Here is an 18,453-nt window from a genome sequence, read left to right as displayed (position 1 = left end):
TCAGATGGGCAAAAACATCATCGAGGCCGCCTGCACCACTACCGTTTTTACCAGTCGGCCGTTTTTCTGAGCAATGATGGCGGAAATATTATCCTGTGTCGCAATCATGCCACCAATAATACGTTGAAAACTCAAGTTCCGGGACTCATCCTGCACACTATCACTGAGTAATAATCGTTTGCCATCTGCATCACGTCGTTCCGCCAGCATCCAAGCGGCAATTTCGATATTGCGTGCGCTGTTGTAGAGCTTTTGCTGATCGATAGATGACAGATAAAAGAATTCTGACTGATTGTTGTACGAAGCCATTAACATCCGCCGCATGCCCACAGTGAAGGCCAGCACCCTGTCACCATCATAATCATCCGTCAGAGCCAGACGAATAATCTCGGTCGGTTCAAACCCATCCCATTTGGCAAAACCGACATCCGCCGGATACATAAATAATCTGGCTACACTGTCTTCCAGTGTACGCATATGGCGATCATGACGCTGATAGGGATTACGTTGATACAGTTTGATAGTTAACGTTTTCAGATCCTGCATAACCCGTTGCTGATGCAGCTCGATAACATCGTCAATGTTACTTTTGGCAAAGCTGGAAAGGTTAGGTGAACCATCACTCGAATTGGCTGCACAAGCTGAAAATAAACAGATAACGCTGCAAATCAAGACAAGCTTAAGCCATTGCATCAAATAATCTCTCCTGAGTCGGAACATCCTTAAGGGCCTCTACCTGCAGGTAGGCCTGAACTTGTGCTGGCAATCTGTTCTGGGCTGTATACTCACGCTCAGTTTCACGGTTGGTCAGACTGAAATTACGAATATAACGTGCCTGTTGACTATCATTATCACTGGTTACCCCAATGACTGGACGGCTGATAACGGGCTGGCGATTTACATTATTAAAATCAGATTGTTTATCCAACAACACCGGAAGTCGGACAGACGACTCATCCGGTTGTCTTGTCGGAGCAAAAAGAACCGGTAAGTTACTATTGATTTGCATCCGAAGTTACCGGTTTTTTGGGGCCATTATTGCGCTTGCCGCCGCGCGGACGATTGTTATGGCTATTATCTCCACGAGTTTTATTTTTATGGCGAGGGTCCGGATTCCGTTCAGCTTTAATTCTGGGCTGAGGCGTTTCCAGCTGCTCATCGGTGCTTTGCGCTACCGGCAATTTATGTTTGATATATTGCTCTATATCAGGCAACGAAAAAGCATATTCTTCACAGGCCAGACTTATCGCAATACCACTGGCACCTGCCCGCGCGGTTCTACCCGTACGATGCACATAGTCTTCAGCATCCTGCGGTAAATCAAAATTGAACACATGACTTACTTCAGGGATATGTAACCCGCGTGCGGCCACATCAGTTGCCACCAGATACGGAAACTCACCATCCTGGAAATGTTTTAACAGGCTTTCACGTTTTTTCTGCGGTACATCGCCAGATAATAAAGCAGCTTTGTAGCCGTTTCCTTCCAGAAAGCCCCACACCCGCTCGGCGACTTGTTTTGTATTGACAAAAACAATGCTGCGGATAGGCTGAATTCGCTTAATCAACGCCAGCAGTAGCGGTATTTTTTCTTCATTTGAAGGGTAATAAACCCATTCTTCAATCCGATCACCCATCATTTTTTCCGGTTCGATCTGCACTTTCTCCGGATTATTCATATGTTCGTAAGCCAGCTCAGTCACTTTATAACTAAGTGTGGCAGAGAAAAGCATACCTAAACGCTTTTCAGGACTGGGTAAGCGGCGCAGAAAAAACCTCACATCTTTAATAAAGCCCAGATCAAACATCCTGTCGGCTTCGTCCAGCACCACTGCTTCAATATTGTTAAGGTTAAACACCCGTTGTTTATGGAAATCCAGCAGACGTCCCGGTGTACCAATCAAAACATCACAACCGTCATCGATTGCATCACGCTGACGTTGATAATCTTTACCGCCATGAGCGATCACAATGCGCAATCCGGCATGACTATTTAGTAATTCAGCATCTTTTACAATCTGAATTGCCAATTCCCGAGTGGGTGCCAATATTAATGCGCGAGGTTGCTTTGAAGCCGGTTTTTGCGCATCCTGATTCGTTAATAAGCGTTGAAATGTGGCCAATAAAAAGGCAATGGTTTTTCCGGTGCCTGTTTGTGCCTGACCCGCGACATCGTGGTTTGCCAGCAATAAAGGTAGAGACTGAGCCTGAATCGGCGTGCAAAATTCAAAACCGGCTTGCTGCAAGCCTTTCTGCAGGAGCGGATGGAGTGGCAGCGATGAAAATGCCGTGTCGGTGAGGTGAGCACTCATATAAATACTTGCATTACCTTTACTGATAAGAAAAAATGTTACTCAATGTTGGCTTGCGAGTATAGCGGTCCAATACTTTAGATACCACTGGAGATAAAACATGAGCGAAAACGTCACTAATGTGACCGATGGCGACTTTGACAGCCTGGTTCTACAGTCTGATATGCCTGTATTGGTTGATTACTGGGCTGAATGGTGCGGTCCATGCAAAATGATTGCGCCGGTGCTGGAAGAAATTGGCGCTGAATACGCAGGCAAATTAAAAGTCTGCAAACTGAACATCGATGAAAATCCAGATACCCCACCTCGTTATGGTATTCGTGGTATCCCGACATTGATGCTGTTTAAAGATGGTGAAGTGGAAGCCACAAAAGTCGGCGCTTTGACCAAATCACAATTGGCTGCGTTTCTCGACAGCAACATCTAAATCCATAATGCAACGCTATCCCCACTATCTGTGGGGATAGTTGTATCTATAGATGCCTCAACCCACTGCATCGCATATTATTTCGAGCTGATGCTTTTCAGGGCCACCACTCCGAAATGTTACGAAACTAATGGATGTATCTGAACTACTTGATGATCTGAACAAACCACAACGCGAAGCAGTTGCTGCACCGCTGGGGCATACGCGAATTCTTGCTGGTGCCGGAAGTGGTAAAACACGTGTTCTGGTACATCGAATTGCCTGGCTGATTCAGGCAGAAGCCTTATCACCGGCAAACATCCTTGCAGTCACTTTTACCAATAAAGCTGCCGCAGAAATGCGTGGTCGTATCGAACAGATGCTCGGCTATCCTATTGGCGGTATGTGGGTTGGTACATTCCATGGTCTGGCGCATCGCTTACTTCGTTCACACTGGCAGGAGGCTGGGCTGCCGCAGGGTTTCCAGATCCTCGACAGCGATGATCAATTGCGCATGATCAAGCGCATTATCCGTGGCATGTCCCTCGATGAAGCGCAATGGCCGCCCAAGCAGGCTCAGTGGTATATCAACGGCCAAAAGGACGAAGGTCTTCGTGCCGCGCATTTGCAGGCTGGGGAAGACCCGTATTCACAAAACATGCTGGCGATTTATCTTGCCTATGAACAAGCCTGTGAACGTGCCGGTGTAGTCGATTTTGGCGAGTTACTGCTGCGCAGTCATGAATTGTGGCTGAAACGTCCAGATATTCTGTCGCATTATCAACAACGTTTTTCGCAGATCCTGGTCGATGAGTTTCAGGATACCAATACCATTCAGTATGCCTGGATAAGAGTACTGGCCGGTCAGACCGGACATCTGTTTATTGTCGGTGACGACGATCAGTCAATTTACGGCTGGCGTGGCGCCAAAATTGAGAATATCCAGAAATTTCATAAAGATTATCCCGACGCCAGTACTGTGAGGTTGGAGCAGAATTATCGTTCCACCGGCAATATTCTGGCCGTAGCCAATGCGGTTATCAAGAATAACAGTGAACGTCTTGGCAAGGAACTGTGGACCGAAGATGCCGATGGTGAACCCATCCAGCTTTATAACGCTTATAACGAACGCGATGAAGCCGCCTATCTGGTGCAGGAAGTACGCAACTGGATGAATCAGGGTGGACAACGCAGTGATGTTGCCGTGCTGTATCGTTCCAATGCTCAGTCACGGGTCATTGAAGAAGCCTTGATGCAATCGGCTGTACCCTATCGGGTTTATGGTGGTTTGCGCTTTTTTGAACGCGCTGAAATCAAGGATGTATTGTCATATCTGCGATTGGTCAGTAATCGTCGTGACGATGCTGCCTTTGAACGTATTGTAAATACGCCCACCCGCGGTATTGGTGCAGCCACGTTAACCCAGCTGCGCCAATATGCCCGGGAAACCAATCAATCCATGTGGCAATCTGCGGTGGATACCTTACAACAAAAAGTTTTCCCTGCCAGAGCAGCCAACGCCTTATCGAGTTTTCTGGAGCTGATTGATTCGCTCACACCCGAAGATGACACCATGTCATTACATGAACTGACTGCACTGGTGATCGACGAAAGTGGTTTACGTACCCATTTTGCCAAGGACAAAACCGAAAAAGGCCAGGGTCGCATTGAAAACATGGACGAACTGATTAACGCCAGTCGTGAATTTATGCGCGCTGACGATGAAGAAGAGATGCCGTTACTGGATGCTTTTCTTGCGCACGCCGCTTTGGAAGCTGGCGAAAACCAGGGTGATCAATGGCAGGATTGTGTGCAGTTAATGACTCTGCATTCCGCCAAAGGTCTGGAATTTCCCATCGTCTTTATGGTGGGTATGGAAGAAGGCCTGTTCCCGGGGCAGAAATCAGCTGATGACCCGCTGCGACTGGCCGAAGAGCGCCGTCTTTGTTATGTCGGCATGACCCGGGCACGCAAAACACTCTATCTGTTGTATACCGAATCACGCTATTTGTATGGGCAGGAAATGCATCCTCGCCCTTCGCGCTTTTTGAGTGAAATTCCCGCTGAACGAGTTCATCAGGTACGTTCTCCACAAAATATGGCCGCATCTGGTCTGACGGCACTTGCCAGTCGATCACAATCAGCTGATGATAACGGGTTCAGAACCGGGCAACAGGTGATGCATCAGAAATTTGGTCAGGGTGTGATTATTGACACTGAAGGCAATGGCAGTCACGCTCGTGTTCATGTGAATTTCAAACAAGCCGGAAGTAAATGGCTGGTATTGGCCTATGCCAAACTTGAAACCTTGTAATTCAGGAAAACGATAATGCATTTATCCGTATTTATACGACGCTTGGCATTGCTGGTAAGCATCTGCTTACTCTCCGCCTGTGGTCCTGATGACACTGGCCCGTTTAACGAAGAAATTGATACCAGTAAAATCTATCGTTGGAAAATGGTAACCGCCTGGCCCCCGGGTTTCCCGGTGCTGCAGGAAGGGGCTGAACGCTTTGCCGCCAACCTTGAAGCCATGTCCAATGGCCGCCTCAAGGTTAAAGTATTTGCCGGTGGTGAATTGATTCCGGCTTTGCAGACTTTTGACGCTGTTTCTCAGGGAACCGTTGAAATGGGCCACGGTAGTGCCTATTACTGGGCGGGTAAAGTACCAGAAGCGCAGTTTTTCTCTACCGTGCCATTTGGTATGACCCCACGCGGCATGAATGCCTGGTTATATCATGGTGGTGGCCTGGATTTATGGCGTGAAGTCTATGAGCCCTACAATATTGTGCCTTTTCCGTTAGGCAATACCGGCATTCAAATGGGGGGGTGGTTTAATAAAGAAATCAACTCGATGGCCGATTTGCAAGGCTTAAAAATGCGTATCCCCGGCTTAGGGGGCAAAGTTTTTGCCAAAGCCGGCGGTAATCCCATTCTGCTTGCTGGCAGTGAAGTATATACCGCGCTGGAACGCAATACCATTGACGCCACTGAGTGGATTGCGCCCTACCACGATCAACGTCTGGGTCTGCATCGCGCAGCCAGATTTTATTATTATCCGGGCTGGCAGGAACCAGGTGCTGTGCTGGAACTCAGTATTAATAAACGTGCCTGGGATTTATTGCCGCCTGATTTACAAGCTATTATCGAAAATGCAGCCAAAGCAGAAAATTTGTTAATGGCCTCCGAAATGGAACAGAAGAATGTGGCTGCACTGGCAGAGTTACGTCAGCGCGATGATATCAATATCGTTCCCTTCCCAGCGGATGTATTGAATACGCTCAAAAAAATTACTGAACAGACTCTGGCTGAAGAAGCCGCGGAAAATCCTAAATTCAATCGTGTTCATCAAGCCTATAAAAACTTTCGTGAACAGGATGAAGATTGGGCGACTATCTCTGAAAAAGCCTATTTGGATATCCCATAATCATGGTACTTATTATTTTTACTCGTGAGGGTCTGGAAGCTTTTCAGGCTGAAATCAGTGATGATATTTCAGCCATCTGGCATAACCCGCAGTTGCTGACAGAAACTGAAATCGATCACTTTAAAAACCATGGAATCGATTGTGTCGAGTTGCCGCAGATGATTGATGTTGAAAATAATAAGTCGACATTGTGGGCTTTGGAGTATGTCGAGAAAAACAGCCAGGATCAGGAGATTATGATTGAGTGCCCTTAATAAAATGGTAAATTTCGGCCTGACTTTACTGCTGAGTCTGGCTTTAGCATCTACTCTCCACGCCAGCGAATGGGATCAGGCTCGTCTGCAACTTGAACAGCCACAAATGATTACTGTATATCGTGACGCCAATTGTCAGTGCTGCCATAAATGGATTGAGCATCTCGAAAAACATCAATTTGAAGTGATTGATCAGATCCGTAATGATATGGCGACAATTAAACAAAAACTTGGTGTGCCCAACAATATGGCTTCCTGTCATACCGCCGTTATTAATGATTTTGTGATCGAAGGCCATGTGCCGGCTGATGATATTAAACAATTACTGATCGATAAACCTGCTCATATCAAAGGTTTGTCGGTTCCGCAGATGCCGGTCGGTACACCAGGCATGGAAATGGGCTCACGCAAGGATCATTTTATCGTCTTCAGTTTTGATCCGGACGCCAACTACCAGATGTTTAATGCTTATCAAACCAATGCTGAAAATAATTATCTGCCATTAAACTCTGCTGAGTAATGGAGTTACTGATCGTCCTAGGGAGGATATTTTCCTCCGCCGCGGCTAACGTTTTTCAAAAACAGTTCACTCACAAAGGTCTGCATTCACTATTTATCGTGATGCTTTCCTATCTCGTTCTGGCCTGCATTAGTCTGCCTTTAATACTATTGGTGGAACACAGTGCCATTGATCATCGCTTCTGGATCAATATTCTGCTGGCTGCTCTGCTGGATATGGCGGGCACTTTATTTCTGGTGTTGTCTTTATCCAAAACCGATTTATCGGTTTTCGGCCCACTGAACGCGTATAAAGTTGTATTTTCGATGATTCTTGCGCTGATCTTTCTGGGCGAAGTGCCCAGTATGCAGGGGCTCAACGGGGTTATAATCATTTTGCTTGGCAGTTTTTTGTTATTCCCTCCGGCCACAACTCCATCTGCAAACCGACTATCGCAATTATTCATGCAACGCGGCGTGCAATATCGGTTTTTATCCATACTGTTATTTTCAATTGGCACCCTGCCACTTAAAAATGCCGTATTGAGTGGCGGTGCACTGGCAACCACAGTCTATTGGTGTTTATTTGGCCTGCCATTATCGATTGGTCTGTATTACTGGTTTGGTGGCAAACGCTGGGAAATGGATTGGCAAGCAGCCAGACAACACCGCAGTCATTTTCTCTGGCTGGGCGGTTTTATTTTTTTGATGCAATACACCACTATGCTGATTTTTTCGCAATTACTGGTGGCCTATTCGCTGGCGTTATTCCAACTCAGTATGGTATTACAGGTGTTTCTCGGCTACCGCATTTTTCATGAAAAACATATTCTTCGCCGATTAGCGGCTTGCGCAGTCATGATTGCTGGCTGTTTGCTGGTTTTGACTACCTGAAGTAAAACAACCACATCAGGCTTAGCAGCAATATTGTGTTATATTGCCCGCCACTTCTATGCCTGTTGTGATCCCACAGGCGCTTTCGACTGATAAGATAAACACCATGACTTTTGACGATCTATTCCTTGATGATGAATTGATTGCCGCTGTGCGCGACAGTGGTTTTGAAAAACCGACTGAGGTCCAGCAACTGGCGATCCCGGCATTATTGGCCGGTCAGGACGTATTGGCCTGTGCCGCTACCGGTACCGGGAAAACGGCGGCCTTTATCCTGCCAATTTTGCAACGCCTCAATGATGAACGCCATAAGCACGATCAGGCTCGTATTCTGATCCTCGCTCCAACCCGCGAACTGGCATTTCAGATCCAGCATGTGTTTCATCAACTCGGTAAAGCCTTTAAACCGACCATCGCCATGTTGACCGGCGGTGCCTCGCCTTGGGCGCAGGTGCAACATGCTACTGCTCAATGCGACATTATTATCGCTACGCCCGGTCGTCTGTTAAGTCTGGTAAATGATGAATCAGTCGATTTATCAGCAGTTGAACTGGTCATTATTGACGAAGCCGATCGCATGCTCGATATGGGTCAGGGTCCTGATGTGCTGATGGCGCTCGCCGCTATTAAATCAAAATTCCAGGCTGGACTATTCTCGGCAACCTTGGCAGGCAGTGGTGTCAGAATTTTTGCCGACGAACTGCTTACCGACCCGCAGGAAATTCATATTAATGCGGCCAATCAACTGGCAGAGAATGTTACTCAGCAGGTTTATCTGGCTGATAACCGTGAACATAAACAGGCTTTATTATTAGCATTTATCAACGCACCGGCCTGCCAACGAGCCTTAGTATTCTGTAATAAAAAAATCCGTGCTGAAGAAGTCTGCGACTGGTTACAGTCACAGAATATCTCCGCTCAGCTGTTACATGGTGATTTTGATCAATCTGTACGCCGTGAACGGATTCGTAAATTCCGCGCCGGCCAAATCAAGGTCACGGTAGCCACCGATGTTGCTGCCAGGGGGCTGGATGTAGCAGATATTACCCATGTCATTAACTACGATCTGCCGTTTCGCGGTGATAACTATATTCATCGTATTGGCCGTACCGGTCGGGCAGATAAACATGGCACGGCGATTAATCTGGTTGAACCGCACGATCTGAAAAATCTGGAACGCATTGAATATCACCTTGGCCACAGCTTACCCATCCGCAAATTGAAGGGGCTTGCACCCAAGGCCAAGGCTAACAAGGCACGATCCAAAAGCAAGGAAGATAAACCGCGTTATATTCCCAAGAAGGATCGTGCTGCCAAAGACGATTAACCGGTATTACGCATTCCCTGTGAAATGGCGCTGATAGTGCGCAACAACGGATCGCGCCATTTGGCTGTTTCCGCATCACTGTAATCGCCATGCCGATAACGTTTCAATAACAGTAACTGGATATGATTCAGCGGATCCAGGTAAGCCTGCCTTCTTCGTAAAGACAAGGCTAATTGGGGATTTTCGGCCATTAGCGTCTCCGCCCCTGTCAGCTGTAATAATTGACTGGCTGTTTGCTGGTATTCATTACGTATAACAGAGAGTACCTGTTGCGCCTGCTGTTTATCGATACACAGATCAGCATATTCTGCCGCGATATCCATATCAGCCTTGGAAAGTGACATCTGGGTATTACTCACCATTGCCCGGAAAAACGGCCATTCAAAATACATTTTTTGCAGTATTTGACGTCTTTCAGGATCCCCAGAAATCCACGTGGCAATCGCACTACCAATCCCATACCAGCCTGGCAAGGTATGTCTTGATTGCGCCCAGGCAAACACCCACCCAATCGCTCTGACCGAAGACTTGGATCGATCGCCGACCTTACGATGTGAAGGCCGTGAGCCAATATTCATCAAACCGATTTCACTGATTGGGCAGGCTTCATAGAAATAGTCGAGAAAGCCGGGAGTCTGCTCGGTCAATTGTCGATATTGCTGTTCACCCAACTGTGCCAGTTGCTGCATGATCGAAAGGTATTCGGGCTTTTCCTGAGCTGAATCGGTTACCAGTCCCCTGCTGGCTTTAATTAATGCAGAGACCCCCATACCTAACTCATAGGCCGCAGTTTCAGTATTACCGTATTTAAATGACAGCACTTCACCCTGCTCGGTAAACTTGATCTGACCGTGCACGGTATCGACCGGTTGAGCCAAGATGGCATCATGCGTCGGGCCACCACCACGGCCGATGGTGCCACCACGGCCATGAAACATTCGGCAACCGATAGCATATTGTTCTGAAAGTCGACTGACCGTTTTCTGCGCCTGGTATAAATTCCATGCAGATGCCAGAATGCCACCATCCTTACAGGAATCCGAATAGCCAAGCATGACTTCCTGCATATTGCCCGAAGCACTGAGCAAGGTGCGGTACTGACTGTTCTCAAGCAAAGCAGACATTACCGGCTCGATATGCTCAAGATCCTCAATGGTTTCGAATAATGGTGCTACCCGGATATGGCAAAACCAGCCATGTTCATCCTGACCAATTAAATCGGCAAATCTGGCCAGCAGCATTACTTCCAGAATATGACTGGCCTGATGGGTCATGGAAATCACATAATTACCAAATGCTTTTTCACTGACCTCTACCCGCAGTCGGGCGATTAATCTGAATACATTGAGAATTTCCAGAGAGTCTGGCTGCAAATCGCCGTATATTTCTGGCAATCTGGGGGCCGACAGTAAATCCGATAACAACGTCTGGCGCTCTGCTTCATCCATTTGCAGATAATGGCGATTGAGGCCAGTGAGCGCTAATATCTCGCCCACCGCATCAGTATGCTTTGATGATTCCTGACGAATATCGAGATTATAAAGATAAAACCCAAAGGTTTTGACCAGCCGAATCAGATCGGTGAGTTCAGCGGCAGCTATCGCGATATCGCCATTATCCACCAGTGATTTATGTATCAGGTACAAATCCGCCAGAAACTCATCTTCGTTATGATAGGCCACACCGAGACTTTCAATTTGCAGATCCGGGCGAAAGAATTCTTCCAGAACAGCCAGATTATCTTTGAGCCGATAGCGCATCATATAAAGCTTGCGGCGGTAAGGCTCATTAATAAACCGTTGCGGATTGGTTGAAAAGGCTCCGGCAAAACGTTGTTCGCTCAGTTCGATATCGGTAGCCAAATCAGCATTGATCTCGCAGAGTGGCTGCGTCTGCGTCAGAATAAAACTGAGTTTAGTGACATCTTCCAGATAACGTCGAATTACCGTGCGCTTTTGCAGCGCTATCGCCATTTCCATTGTTTGCGCAGTGACAAAGGGATTGCCATCACGGTCCCCACCAATCCATGAGCCAAAACGTAAATAATCTGGCACCACAATTGGTGTTTCCGGATCCAGTTCATCACCATAAACCCGACGAAGAGCATTCTCCAGGTTACGATAACTGCGTGGCACTGCATCAAACAGACTGACATTGAAATAATACAATCCGTTTTTGATTTCATCGCGAACTGATGGTTTAACCGCTCTTACTTCATCAGTTGACCAGAGCAGCTGGATTTGGCGTTTCAATTGGTTACGAATCTGCTGTTGATCAAACGGTGTTATCAGACCTTCAGTAAGTTTCTCATCAAGCAAAAACACGCGACGTAAGATTTCCATCACGGTGCGTCGTTTGGACTCGGTTGGATGGGCGGTAAACACCGGCATAAAAACCAGTTTTTCCAGCAAATCCTGTAGCTGTTTGATTGATACACCTTCATTTTTGAACTGAGTCAGTGTATCCAGAAACGAACCATGCCAGAGATTTCCACCGTTTCGCAGTTGAATTTGTCGATTATGGTGGTGATAGGCTTCTTCAGCCGTGTTGACCAGACTGAAATACAGATTAAAAGCGCGGATAACTTCACGTAAGGTCAGTTCATCCAACGATTCAATTTTATCCTTGAGAGTTTGACGCAGCTCAACATCATCTTCCTTACGCAGTCGGATAAATCCTTTGCGTAACTGCTCAATCACCTGATAAACCTCAGGCCCGGACTGTTCAGCGATAACTTCGCCCAATAAATTCACCAAAAAACGGACGTGTGAACGTAAATCTTTGTCCATAAGTAAATCAAGCGCCACAGCGCTACTGAAATCAACTTGCCGTGTTGTCATGAGTTATCCACTAATTGCTGATAAAGGTGCAAATAGGCTTGCGCGCTATTTATCCAACTAAAATCCTGCACCATTGCAGTCAGCATCATCCGTCGCCATAACCGGGGATGTGAAAATAATTCATTCACCGTTAACAGAGTATTGTACAAATCCTCGACGGTGGGCTTGGTAAATTTAAAGCCTGTTGCCAACATCTGTTTACGATTTTCTTCGTTCGCATCGACTACTGTGTCGGCCAGGCCACCGGTATTTCTGACGACAGGTAACGTGCCATAGCGCAGACTATACATTTGGTTCAAACCACAGGGTTCAAATCGTGATGGCATCAAAAACGAATCAACACCCGCCTCGATTTTATGCGCCAATGCTTCATCATAACCAAATTGGATGCCCACTTTATCAGGAAATCTGGCACGTAAAACACGCAAATCCTGTTCAAATCCGGCTTCGCCACTTCCCAAACAAACCAATTGGACATCTTTGCCTTCTGCCAGTAGACGATGAATCGCATCAATCGTGAGATCCACACCTTTTTGCGACACCAGCCGACTGATCATGCCAAACATCAATGTGTCGGCTGATTCGGGAAGAAAGAAATGCTGCTGCAATGCTTTTTTATTGAGCAATTTGGGTCGCAGGTTTTTAATACTGTAGTGGTGACTGATGAACTTATCGGTTTGCGGATTCCATTCCTGAGTATCAATACCATTCACGATACCACTGAGTCGTGATTGTTCTGAACGCAAGGCCAGTAAACCTTCCAGGCCATAACCGTATTCGTAATGACAGATTTCCTGCGCATAGGTGGGGCTGACGCTGGTGATGTGGTCGGCATAAACCAGGCCACCTTTCATAAAGGACATCATGCCGTAAAATTCAATGCCCTCAATCTGCCATAACGCATCAGGCAAATCGAGCATCTCAAATACTTCACGGGAAAACAACCCTTGGTAGGCCATGTTATGAATGGTGAAAACAGTAGCCGGGCGAGTCTTTTCCAGGCTGAGTAACGCAGGAATCAGACCGGTCTGCCAGTCATTACAATGCACTACATCGGGTTGCCAGTCTAATCCAGCATGATTGGTGGCTACCGCTACAACAGCGCGGCAAAATAACGCAAAACGTGCCGCATTATCCGCCCAGTCTGCCCCTTGTGTATCGCAATAAGGTCCACCATCCCGATCAAAATGCTCAGGAGAATCCACCAGCAACACGACAACATCACTATCCGGTAATTGTGCTTGCAGAAGCTGGATAGGCTGATGATAGCCCTCCAGTTTTACTGTGGCAATCAGCGGACATTCGCCTAATTGCTGCAGTGTGGCACGATATGCCGGCATGATAATACGAATATCCTGCTGCATCTGTGAAAGGGCCAATGGCAGACTGGCTGAGACATCCGCTAAGCCACCGGTTTTTATCAGCGGATGCACTTCACTACTTGCAAACAGAATTTTTCGCACTATGCTCTCCCAAAATTGTACAATTACTCAATTATATACGCTCAAAGGCATAGTCACAGCCTTGTAACGGGAGAAACCATGCAACCTTGTACTATTGTTATTTTCGGCGCCACCGGCGATCTGTCCCAGAAAAAACTGCTGCCCGCCTTGTATCATTTACAAGCGGAAAATCGTTTAACCGACGACACCCGCATCATTTGTATGGGACGCAAAGAAAGCACCCAGGAAGAGTGGCAGGAGCTGGTAACAGAATACGTTACTCCCAGAGTTCGTGGTGGCATCGATAACGATTTACTGCAAACTTTTCTGAAGAAAGTGCATTATTTCAAATGTGATATCAACGAAGCCTTCAGCTATCACGAATTGAAAAAACTGATCACTACACCGGAAAATGGTTTCTCTCAAAATATCGTTTTTTACCTCTCCATCAGTCCTTCTCTATTCAGCGTAGTGGGCGATCAGCTTTCTGCAGTTGGGTTGAATCAGGAAACTGATGGCTGGCGTCATCTGGTGGTCGAAAAACCCTTTGGTTACGATCAGAAAAGTGCCGCTGAACTGGAACGCATTCTGCGCAAAAACTTCACCGAAGAACAGACTTACCGTATCGATCATTACCTGGGTAAAGGCACGGTTCAGAATATCTTTGTTTTCCGCTTTGCCAATTTGTTGTTAGAACCCTTGTGGAATCACAAATACATTGATCACGTACAGATCACCCATGCCGAACAACAAGGTGTTGGTGGCCGTGCTGGCTACTATGATGGTTCGGGCGCTTTACGTGACATGATTCAAAGTCACTTATTGCAAGTGATGGCATTGGTCGCAATGGAACCACCTGCAGACATGGATGATGAATCATTACGCGATGAAAAAGTAAAAGTTCTCAAATCAATTCGTCCAATCACTAAAGACATCGTTGATCAACATGCTTTCCGTGGCCAATATGCGGCAGGTGAAATCAACGGCAAACCGGTCAAAGGTTATCTGGAAGAAGATGATGCACCTGCAGGCAGTGTGACCGAAACGTATGCCGCGATGAAAGTCTATATTGATAACTGGCGCTGGCATGGTGTGCCTTTTTATCTGCGTACAGGTAAATGCATGCCTGAATCAAAAGCGATGATTGCCATTCGCTTTAAAAAACCGCCTTTGGAATTATTCAAAGACACCAAAGTAGGTGAAAGTCATGCCAACTGGATTGTCATGGGTCTGCAACCTGACAATACGTTGCGTATTGAACTACAGGCCAAACAACCCGGGTTGGAAATGAAAGCGCATACCGTTGGTCTGGAAACAATGGAGTCCGATGACAACAAGCACAAGCTTGATGCTTATGAAGCATTAATCCTGGATGCTATCCAAGGTGATCGTTCTTTATTCCTGCGTGCTGATGAAGTCAATCTGGCCTGGAAAGCGGTTGATCCGATCCTGGAGAAATGGTCTGAAGAAAAAGATTTCATCCACACCTATACAGCGGGTACCTGGGGTCCGGAAGAAGTGGAGCAATTAAAGGACAACAGTTGTCACGCCTGGCGTAACAATGTCTAGATAGCAAACAAAAAAACCGGACAATGTCCGGTTTTTTTTTGCGTTTGATTATTTAGATACCTCAGGTCAGGGCCTGACCCAGTTTTATCTTCATCTCGGCTTTCCAGTTATCTGTCCAGGTTGGCGCGCCAGGTGGTAACAATAAAACCACCGTCGACCCCATGTTGAAACGCCCCATCTCCTCACCTTTATTCAGACGAATATGGGCATCGGTATAGTGCCAGTCCAGAATACCTTTGGTGTATGGCGGTGTAATCTCGCCTTCATGCCACACTGTTTCCATACTGCCAACAAAAATAGCGCCAACCAGAATGAGCGCCACAGGTCCAAAGTCGGTCTGAAAAATTGTGACCACGCGCTCGTTGCGGGCAAACAATCTCGGTACACCGCGAACGGTAAGTGGGTTAACCGAAAATAATTTCCCCGGTATATAGCGCATTCGGGTCAGACTTCCTGAAACAGGCATATGGATTCTATGGTAATCACGTGGTGACAGATAAATTGTCGCAAATTGTCCCCCATCAAACTTTTCCGCTACTGCTGAATCGCCACCTAATAGTTCGAGCGTTGAATAATCATGGCCCTTGGCCTGTACAATTCTGCCTTGTTGGATAAAGCCCAACTGGCTTAAACAACCATCTACCGGAGAGACAACTACGTCACTCCCCAATGCGACTGGTCTGGTTTGGGGTTTAATTTTGCGGGTAAAAAAAGCATTGAAATGCTGATAGGAATTAATATCTGGATTTACCGCTTCCGACATATCCACCTTATACTGGCGAATAATAATTGAGATTATGCGATTCTTAAACCAGGGTGTGGTTAATCGACAAATTCGGTGCATCAGCAGTGATAATAAGTGTTGTGGCAGACAGTATTGTGGCAGGGTCAGCCAGAAATCTTTTTTGCTCGCTCTCGGCACCTGATTTTGCTTTAGTTCATTATTAGACAAATTGCCCCCTTTCACGCATTACCTAAGCTTGTCATAATCAGTTGCTGATATCACCAGCTCATTCCGCAAAGGAGTATACCAAGTCATGAAAAATCTGCTGAACGCATTAATAATCACATTGCTCAGTTTTACCAGCTATGTATGTTATGCGGGAGGTGGCCAGCCGAATCAACCATTGTATTACGTTATTGAAGAGCCCTTTACCATTAATTTTTTGCGGCAAAGTGATGATCAGGCACGTTATCTGCAAATCAAGGTAGCGTTAAAGTCAGAAGATCCAGCCATCCTGGCCAGTGCAGAAAGTAACCTACCAATGATTCAGGACACGCTGCGTATTCTATTTGCAGAGCAAAATATGGATTCAGTAAAAAGTCTGGAAGGTCGTACCCAACTCCAGGAAGAAGCTTATCAGCGTATTAAAGCCATTTTTGAAGAAGAGACAGGTAACAGCAACCTTGAAGCAGTGTATTTCACTACCTTTCTCTGGCAATGAACAGGCACGGTATTTGCTTTGAATAATTTATCGATAGGACATAGACAACATGGCTGAAATACAAAAAGATATCGAACTCAAACAAGGCATGAGCAAAAAAACCAAAATCATCATGATTATTGGTATTGTCGTGCTGTTATCTATCATAGGGGCAGGTGTTTACTGGTGGCTGTCTAAAGATGCAGCTTCGGATGAGTCGACAGAGGATGCCGAGGTAGAGGTACAGAAAGCCACTCCGGTTTATCATGAAGTGACCGCCCCCTTTATTGTCAATTTCTCAGAGCAAAGTAACGATCGGGTTCGCTATCTGCAAATCAAAATGAAAGTCATGGCGCGCGATCAGGCATCCATTGATCTGTTTGCTTTACATGAACCCGCACTGGTTCATGAATTGCTGATGTTGTTTTACAGTCAAAATTATGACGATCTCAGTACGACTGAGGGCACAAAGGCTTTACAGCAGGCATCGCTGGAAACCATTAATAGTTTCCTTAAACAGCAGAATAGTGATGTCACCGGGCTTGAAGCCGTTTATTTCACCAGTTTGGTAATGCAATAGATATGGCCGTTCACGATATATTGTCACAGGATGAAGTCGATGCACTGCTAAATGGTCTTGGCGGTGACGATATCCAGCAGAATAAACCTGAACTGGATGAGTTCGGCAAACCACGGCGTTATGACTTCGGTAACGAAGAACGCATTATTCGTGGTCGGATGCCGACGCTGGAAATGATCAACGAACGTTTCGCTCGCTATTTACGAATTAATCTGTTTAATATGCTGCGCCGCTCCGCTGAGATTTCAGTGGGTGGCGTTCAGGTGATGAAGTTCTCTGAGTATGTTCATACATTGTTTGTTCCGACCAGTCTGAATCTGATTCAGCTACAACCATTACGTGGCACTGGACTTATCGTCTTTGAACCCAAATTAGTGTTTACCATTCTGGATAATTATTTTGGTGGTGAAGGCCGGTTTCAGGCTCGTATAGAAGGCCGGGAGTTCACTGCCACCGAGTTACGGGTGATACGGATGGTGTTGAATTTGTGCTTTACCGATTTGACTGAAGCCTGGTCACCGGTTATGCCAGTAAAATTTGAATTCGTCAGCCATGAAGTCAATCCTCAGTTTGCCAACATTGTCAGTCCCAGTGAAGTAGTGGTTATTTCCACCTTCCATATTGAACTGGATGGGGGTGGTGGAGATTTACATATCACCTTGCCCTACTCGATGCTGGAACCGATTCGTGAGTTACTGGATACCGGCCTGCAAAGTGATCGTTCTGCCGATGATGGTCGCTGGGCCAAATCAATGCGTGAAGAATTGATGTTGGCGGATGTCACCGTTTCGGCAACACTGGCGCAAACGAAACTGACGCTGGAACAAGTTCGCTCATTAAAAGTGGGCGACATTATCCCTATCAGCATGCCCAAAACGGTGACCACAATGGTGGAAAATATCCCGATATTCCGTGCTAGCTATGGTGAGCATAATGAAAAAGCGGCGTTGAAAATCACCTCAATTATTGAACATCCCAAAGACACTACACCAAGTTACCAGATGACAAAGGCTAAAAATCATGAGTGAAGATACAAAACAATCCGATCAGGATCTGGCTGACGAATGGGCGGCTGCACTGGAAGAACAGGTCGATGACGATAGCGGCCAGGATGACTGGGCAGCAGCACTTGAAGAGCAGGCCGATGCCGAGTCATCAGCAGCCCGGCCCAGCCCTGCTCCACTGAATAAACTGGATGATGAAGGTAAACCACGTACTGATGTAGATATGGACATGGTTCTGGATATTCCGGTGACCATTTCGATGGAAATTGGCCGTACCCGAATCAGCATCCGTAATTTACTGCAATTAAGTCAGGGTTCAGTGGTTGAACTGGATCGGCTGGCGGGTGAACCGATGGACGTATTGGTTAACGACACCTTGATTGCCCATGGTGAGGTAGTGGTGGTTAACGACAAATTCGGTATACGTCTGACCGATGTTATCAGCGCCGCAGAGCGGATTAAAAAACTGCGATGAG

The 18,453-nt window shown here is 46.5% G+C and carries 18 protein-coding genes; 12 read left to right on the top strand and 6 right to left on the bottom strand.

Going from position 1 to position 18,453, the window contains the following annotated elements; all coding sequences use genetic code 11:
- From B3S93_RS03360 to rhlB, 3 genes are read right to left on the bottom strand one after another with little or no spacing between them, the layout of a single operon-like run.
- Positions 1 to 693 carry a hypothetical protein gene (locus tag B3S93_RS03360; RefSeq protein ID WP_292400067.1) on the bottom strand — a complete coding sequence of 231 codons (693 nt, stop codon included), beginning with the start codon at positions 691 to 693 and terminating at the stop codon, positions 1 to 3.
- Positions 680 to 1,009 (bottom strand): hypothetical protein, encoded by a 330-nt coding sequence (locus tag B3S93_RS03355; RefSeq protein ID WP_292400069.1) that lies wholly within the window; start codon positions 1,007 to 1,009, stop codon positions 680 to 682. The genes B3S93_RS03360 and B3S93_RS03355 overlap by 14 nt, the downstream gene beginning before the upstream one ends.
- Entirely contained in the window at positions 996 to 2,312 is a 1,317-nt protein-coding gene (rhlB, locus tag B3S93_RS03350) for an ATP-dependent RNA helicase RhlB (RefSeq protein WP_292400073.1), read from the bottom strand. The genes B3S93_RS03355 and rhlB overlap by 14 nt, the downstream gene beginning before the upstream one ends.
- Positions 2,313 to 2,412: 100 nt before the next feature.
- On the opposite strand from rhlB, the gene trxA reads away from it, so the two are divergent.
- From trxA to B3S93_RS03315, 7 genes are all read left to right on the top strand, one after another.
- Positions 2,413 to 2,739: a thioredoxin TrxA gene (trxA, locus tag B3S93_RS03345; protein ID WP_014708059.1), complete on the top strand. Its 327-nt coding sequence runs from the start codon at positions 2,413 to 2,415 to the stop codon at positions 2,737 to 2,739.
- 130 nt (positions 2,740 to 2,869) lie between these two features.
- Complete coding sequence (gene uvrD, locus B3S93_RS03340; protein ID WP_292400075.1) at positions 2,870 to 5,032, top strand: DNA helicase II; 2,163 nt, start codon at positions 2,870 to 2,872, stop codon at positions 5,030 to 5,032.
- Between the two features lie 15 nt (positions 5,033 to 5,047).
- Positions 5,048 to 6,145: a TRAP transporter substrate-binding protein gene (locus B3S93_RS03335; RefSeq protein ID WP_292353677.1), complete on the top strand. Its 1,098-nt coding sequence runs from the start codon at positions 5,048 to 5,050 to the stop codon at positions 6,143 to 6,145.
- A gap of 2 nt (positions 6,146 to 6,147) precedes the next feature.
- The gene (locus B3S93_RS03330) at positions 6,148 to 6,399 is read left to right on the top strand and encodes a hypothetical protein (protein WP_292353676.1); all 252 of its coding nucleotides are present in this window, start codon (positions 6,148 to 6,150) and stop codon (positions 6,397 to 6,399) included.
- The gene (locus B3S93_RS03325; RefSeq protein ID WP_292400077.1) at positions 6,386 to 6,919 is read left to right on the top strand and encodes a DUF411 domain-containing protein; all 534 of its coding nucleotides are present in this window, start codon (positions 6,386 to 6,388) and stop codon (positions 6,917 to 6,919) included. The genes B3S93_RS03330 and B3S93_RS03325 overlap by 14 nt, the downstream gene beginning before the upstream one ends.
- Positions 6,919 to 7,791, top strand: coding sequence for an EamA family transporter (locus B3S93_RS03320; RefSeq protein ID WP_292400080.1), 873 nt, complete (start codon positions 6,919 to 6,921; stop codon positions 7,789 to 7,791). Before B3S93_RS03325 ends, B3S93_RS03320 begins: the two co-directional genes overlap by 1 nt.
- A gap of 106 nt (positions 7,792 to 7,897) precedes the next feature.
- The gene (locus tag B3S93_RS03315; protein WP_292400083.1) at positions 7,898 to 9,118 is read left to right on the top strand and encodes a DEAD/DEAH box helicase; all 1,221 of its coding nucleotides are present in this window, start codon (positions 7,898 to 7,900) and stop codon (positions 9,116 to 9,118) included.
- Here B3S93_RS03315 and ppc read toward each other — a convergent pair.
- Both ppc and glgA read right to left on the bottom strand, forming a co-directional pair.
- Positions 9,115 to 11,958: a phosphoenolpyruvate carboxylase gene (gene ppc / locus B3S93_RS03310; protein WP_292400086.1), complete on the bottom strand. Its 2,844-nt coding sequence runs from the start codon at positions 11,956 to 11,958 to the stop codon at positions 9,115 to 9,117. The genes B3S93_RS03315 and ppc overlap by 4 nt on opposite strands.
- Positions 11,955 to 13,421 carry a glycogen synthase GlgA gene (gene glgA, locus B3S93_RS03305; protein ID WP_292353671.1) on the bottom strand — a complete coding sequence of 489 codons (1,467 nt, stop codon included), beginning with the start codon at positions 13,419 to 13,421 and terminating at the stop codon, positions 11,955 to 11,957. The genes ppc and glgA overlap by 4 nt, the downstream gene beginning before the upstream one ends.
- A 78-nt stretch (positions 13,422 to 13,499) precedes the next feature.
- On the opposite strand from glgA, the gene zwf reads away from it, so the two are divergent.
- Entirely contained in the window at positions 13,500 to 14,969 is a 1,470-nt protein-coding gene (gene zwf / locus B3S93_RS03300) for a glucose-6-phosphate dehydrogenase (RefSeq protein WP_292400089.1), read from the top strand.
- Positions 14,970 to 15,030: 61 nt separating this feature from the next.
- Here the strand turns inward: zwf and asd are convergent, their stop codons facing one another.
- Positions 15,031 to 15,921, bottom strand: a complete 891-nt coding sequence (gene asd, locus B3S93_RS03295) for an archaetidylserine decarboxylase (RefSeq protein ID WP_292353669.1) — start codon at positions 15,919 to 15,921, stop codon at positions 15,031 to 15,033.
- A gap of 85 nt (positions 15,922 to 16,006) precedes the next feature.
- Here asd and B3S93_RS03290 point away from each other — a divergent pair, with 85 nt between their 5' ends.
- From B3S93_RS03290 to fliN, 4 genes are read left to right on the top strand one after another with little or no spacing between them, the layout of a single operon-like run.
- Complete coding sequence (locus B3S93_RS03290; RefSeq protein ID WP_292353668.1) at positions 16,007 to 16,414, top strand: flagellar basal body-associated FliL family protein; 408 nt, start codon at positions 16,007 to 16,009, stop codon at positions 16,412 to 16,414.
- A 49-nt stretch (positions 16,415 to 16,463) separates the two neighbouring features.
- Positions 16,464 to 16,973 carry a flagellar basal body-associated FliL family protein gene (locus B3S93_RS03285; RefSeq protein ID WP_292353667.1) on the top strand — a complete coding sequence of 170 codons (510 nt, stop codon included), beginning with the start codon at positions 16,464 to 16,466 and terminating at the stop codon, positions 16,971 to 16,973.
- 2 nt (positions 16,974 to 16,975) lie between these two features.
- A complete protein-coding gene (gene fliM / locus B3S93_RS03280) occupies positions 16,976 to 18,001 on the top strand; it encodes a flagellar motor switch protein FliM (protein ID WP_292353666.1) in 1,026 nt (341 codons plus the stop codon).
- Positions 17,994 to 18,452: a flagellar motor switch protein FliN gene (gene fliN / locus B3S93_RS03275; protein ID WP_292353665.1), complete on the top strand. Its 459-nt coding sequence runs from the start codon at positions 17,994 to 17,996 to the stop codon at positions 18,450 to 18,452. Before fliM ends, fliN begins: the two co-directional genes overlap by 8 nt.
- Position 18,453: the final 1 nt, after the last annotated feature.

Source organism: Methylophaga sp. UBA3613, from assembly GCF_002375415.1.
GTDB lineage: Bacteria > Pseudomonadota > Gammaproteobacteria > Nitrosococcales > Methylophagaceae > Methylophaga.
Note: the sequence above shows the minus strand (reverse complement) of the source record. Positions and strands in the feature narration are given on the sequence as shown.

What these genes read in the sequence shown, in the direction of transcription:
- zwf (WP_292400089.1), top strand. Translation starts at nt 13,500, where the DNA reads ATGCAACCTTGTACTATTGTTATTTTCGGCGCCACCGGCGATCTGTCC.
- B3S93_RS03330 (WP_292353676.1), top strand. Translation starts at nt 6,148, where the DNA reads ATGGTACTTATTATTTTTACTCGTGAGGGTCTGGAAGCTTTTCAGGCT.
- rhlB (WP_292400073.1), bottom strand. Translation starts at nt 2,312, where the DNA reads ATGAGTGCTCACCTCACCGACACGGCATTTTCATCGCTGCCACTCCAT.
- fliM (WP_292353666.1), top strand. Translation starts at nt 16,976, where the DNA reads ATGGCCGTTCACGATATATTGTCACAGGATGAAGTCGATGCACTGCTA.
- fliN (WP_292353665.1), top strand. Translation starts at nt 17,994, where the DNA reads ATGAGTGAAGATACAAAACAATCCGATCAGGATCTGGCTGACGAATGG.
- B3S93_RS03355 (WP_292400069.1), bottom strand. Translation starts at nt 1,009, where the DNA reads ATGCAAATCAATAGTAACTTACCGGTTCTTTTTGCTCCGACAAGACAA.
- ppc (WP_292400086.1), bottom strand. Translation starts at nt 11,958, where the DNA reads ATGACAACACGGCAAGTTGATTTCAGTAGCGCTGTGGCGCTTGATTTA.
- B3S93_RS03285 (WP_292353667.1), top strand. Translation starts at nt 16,464, where the DNA reads ATGGCTGAAATACAAAAAGATATCGAACTCAAACAAGGCATGAGCAAA.
- B3S93_RS03320 (WP_292400080.1), top strand. Translation starts at nt 6,919, where the DNA reads ATGGAGTTACTGATCGTCCTAGGGAGGATATTTTCCTCCGCCGCGGCT.
- trxA (WP_014708059.1), top strand. Translation starts at nt 2,413, where the DNA reads ATGAGCGAAAACGTCACTAATGTGACCGATGGCGACTTTGACAGCCTG.
- B3S93_RS03360 (WP_292400067.1), bottom strand. Translation starts at nt 693, where the DNA reads ATGCAATGGCTTAAGCTTGTCTTGATTTGCAGCGTTATCTGTTTATTT.
- B3S93_RS03335 (WP_292353677.1), top strand. Translation starts at nt 5,048, where the DNA reads ATGCATTTATCCGTATTTATACGACGCTTGGCATTGCTGGTAAGCATC.
- uvrD (WP_292400075.1), top strand. Translation starts at nt 2,870, where the DNA reads ATGGATGTATCTGAACTACTTGATGATCTGAACAAACCACAACGCGAA.
- B3S93_RS03290 (WP_292353668.1), top strand. Translation starts at nt 16,007, where the DNA reads ATGAAAAATCTGCTGAACGCATTAATAATCACATTGCTCAGTTTTACC.
- B3S93_RS03315 (WP_292400083.1), top strand. Translation starts at nt 7,898, where the DNA reads ATGACTTTTGACGATCTATTCCTTGATGATGAATTGATTGCCGCTGTG.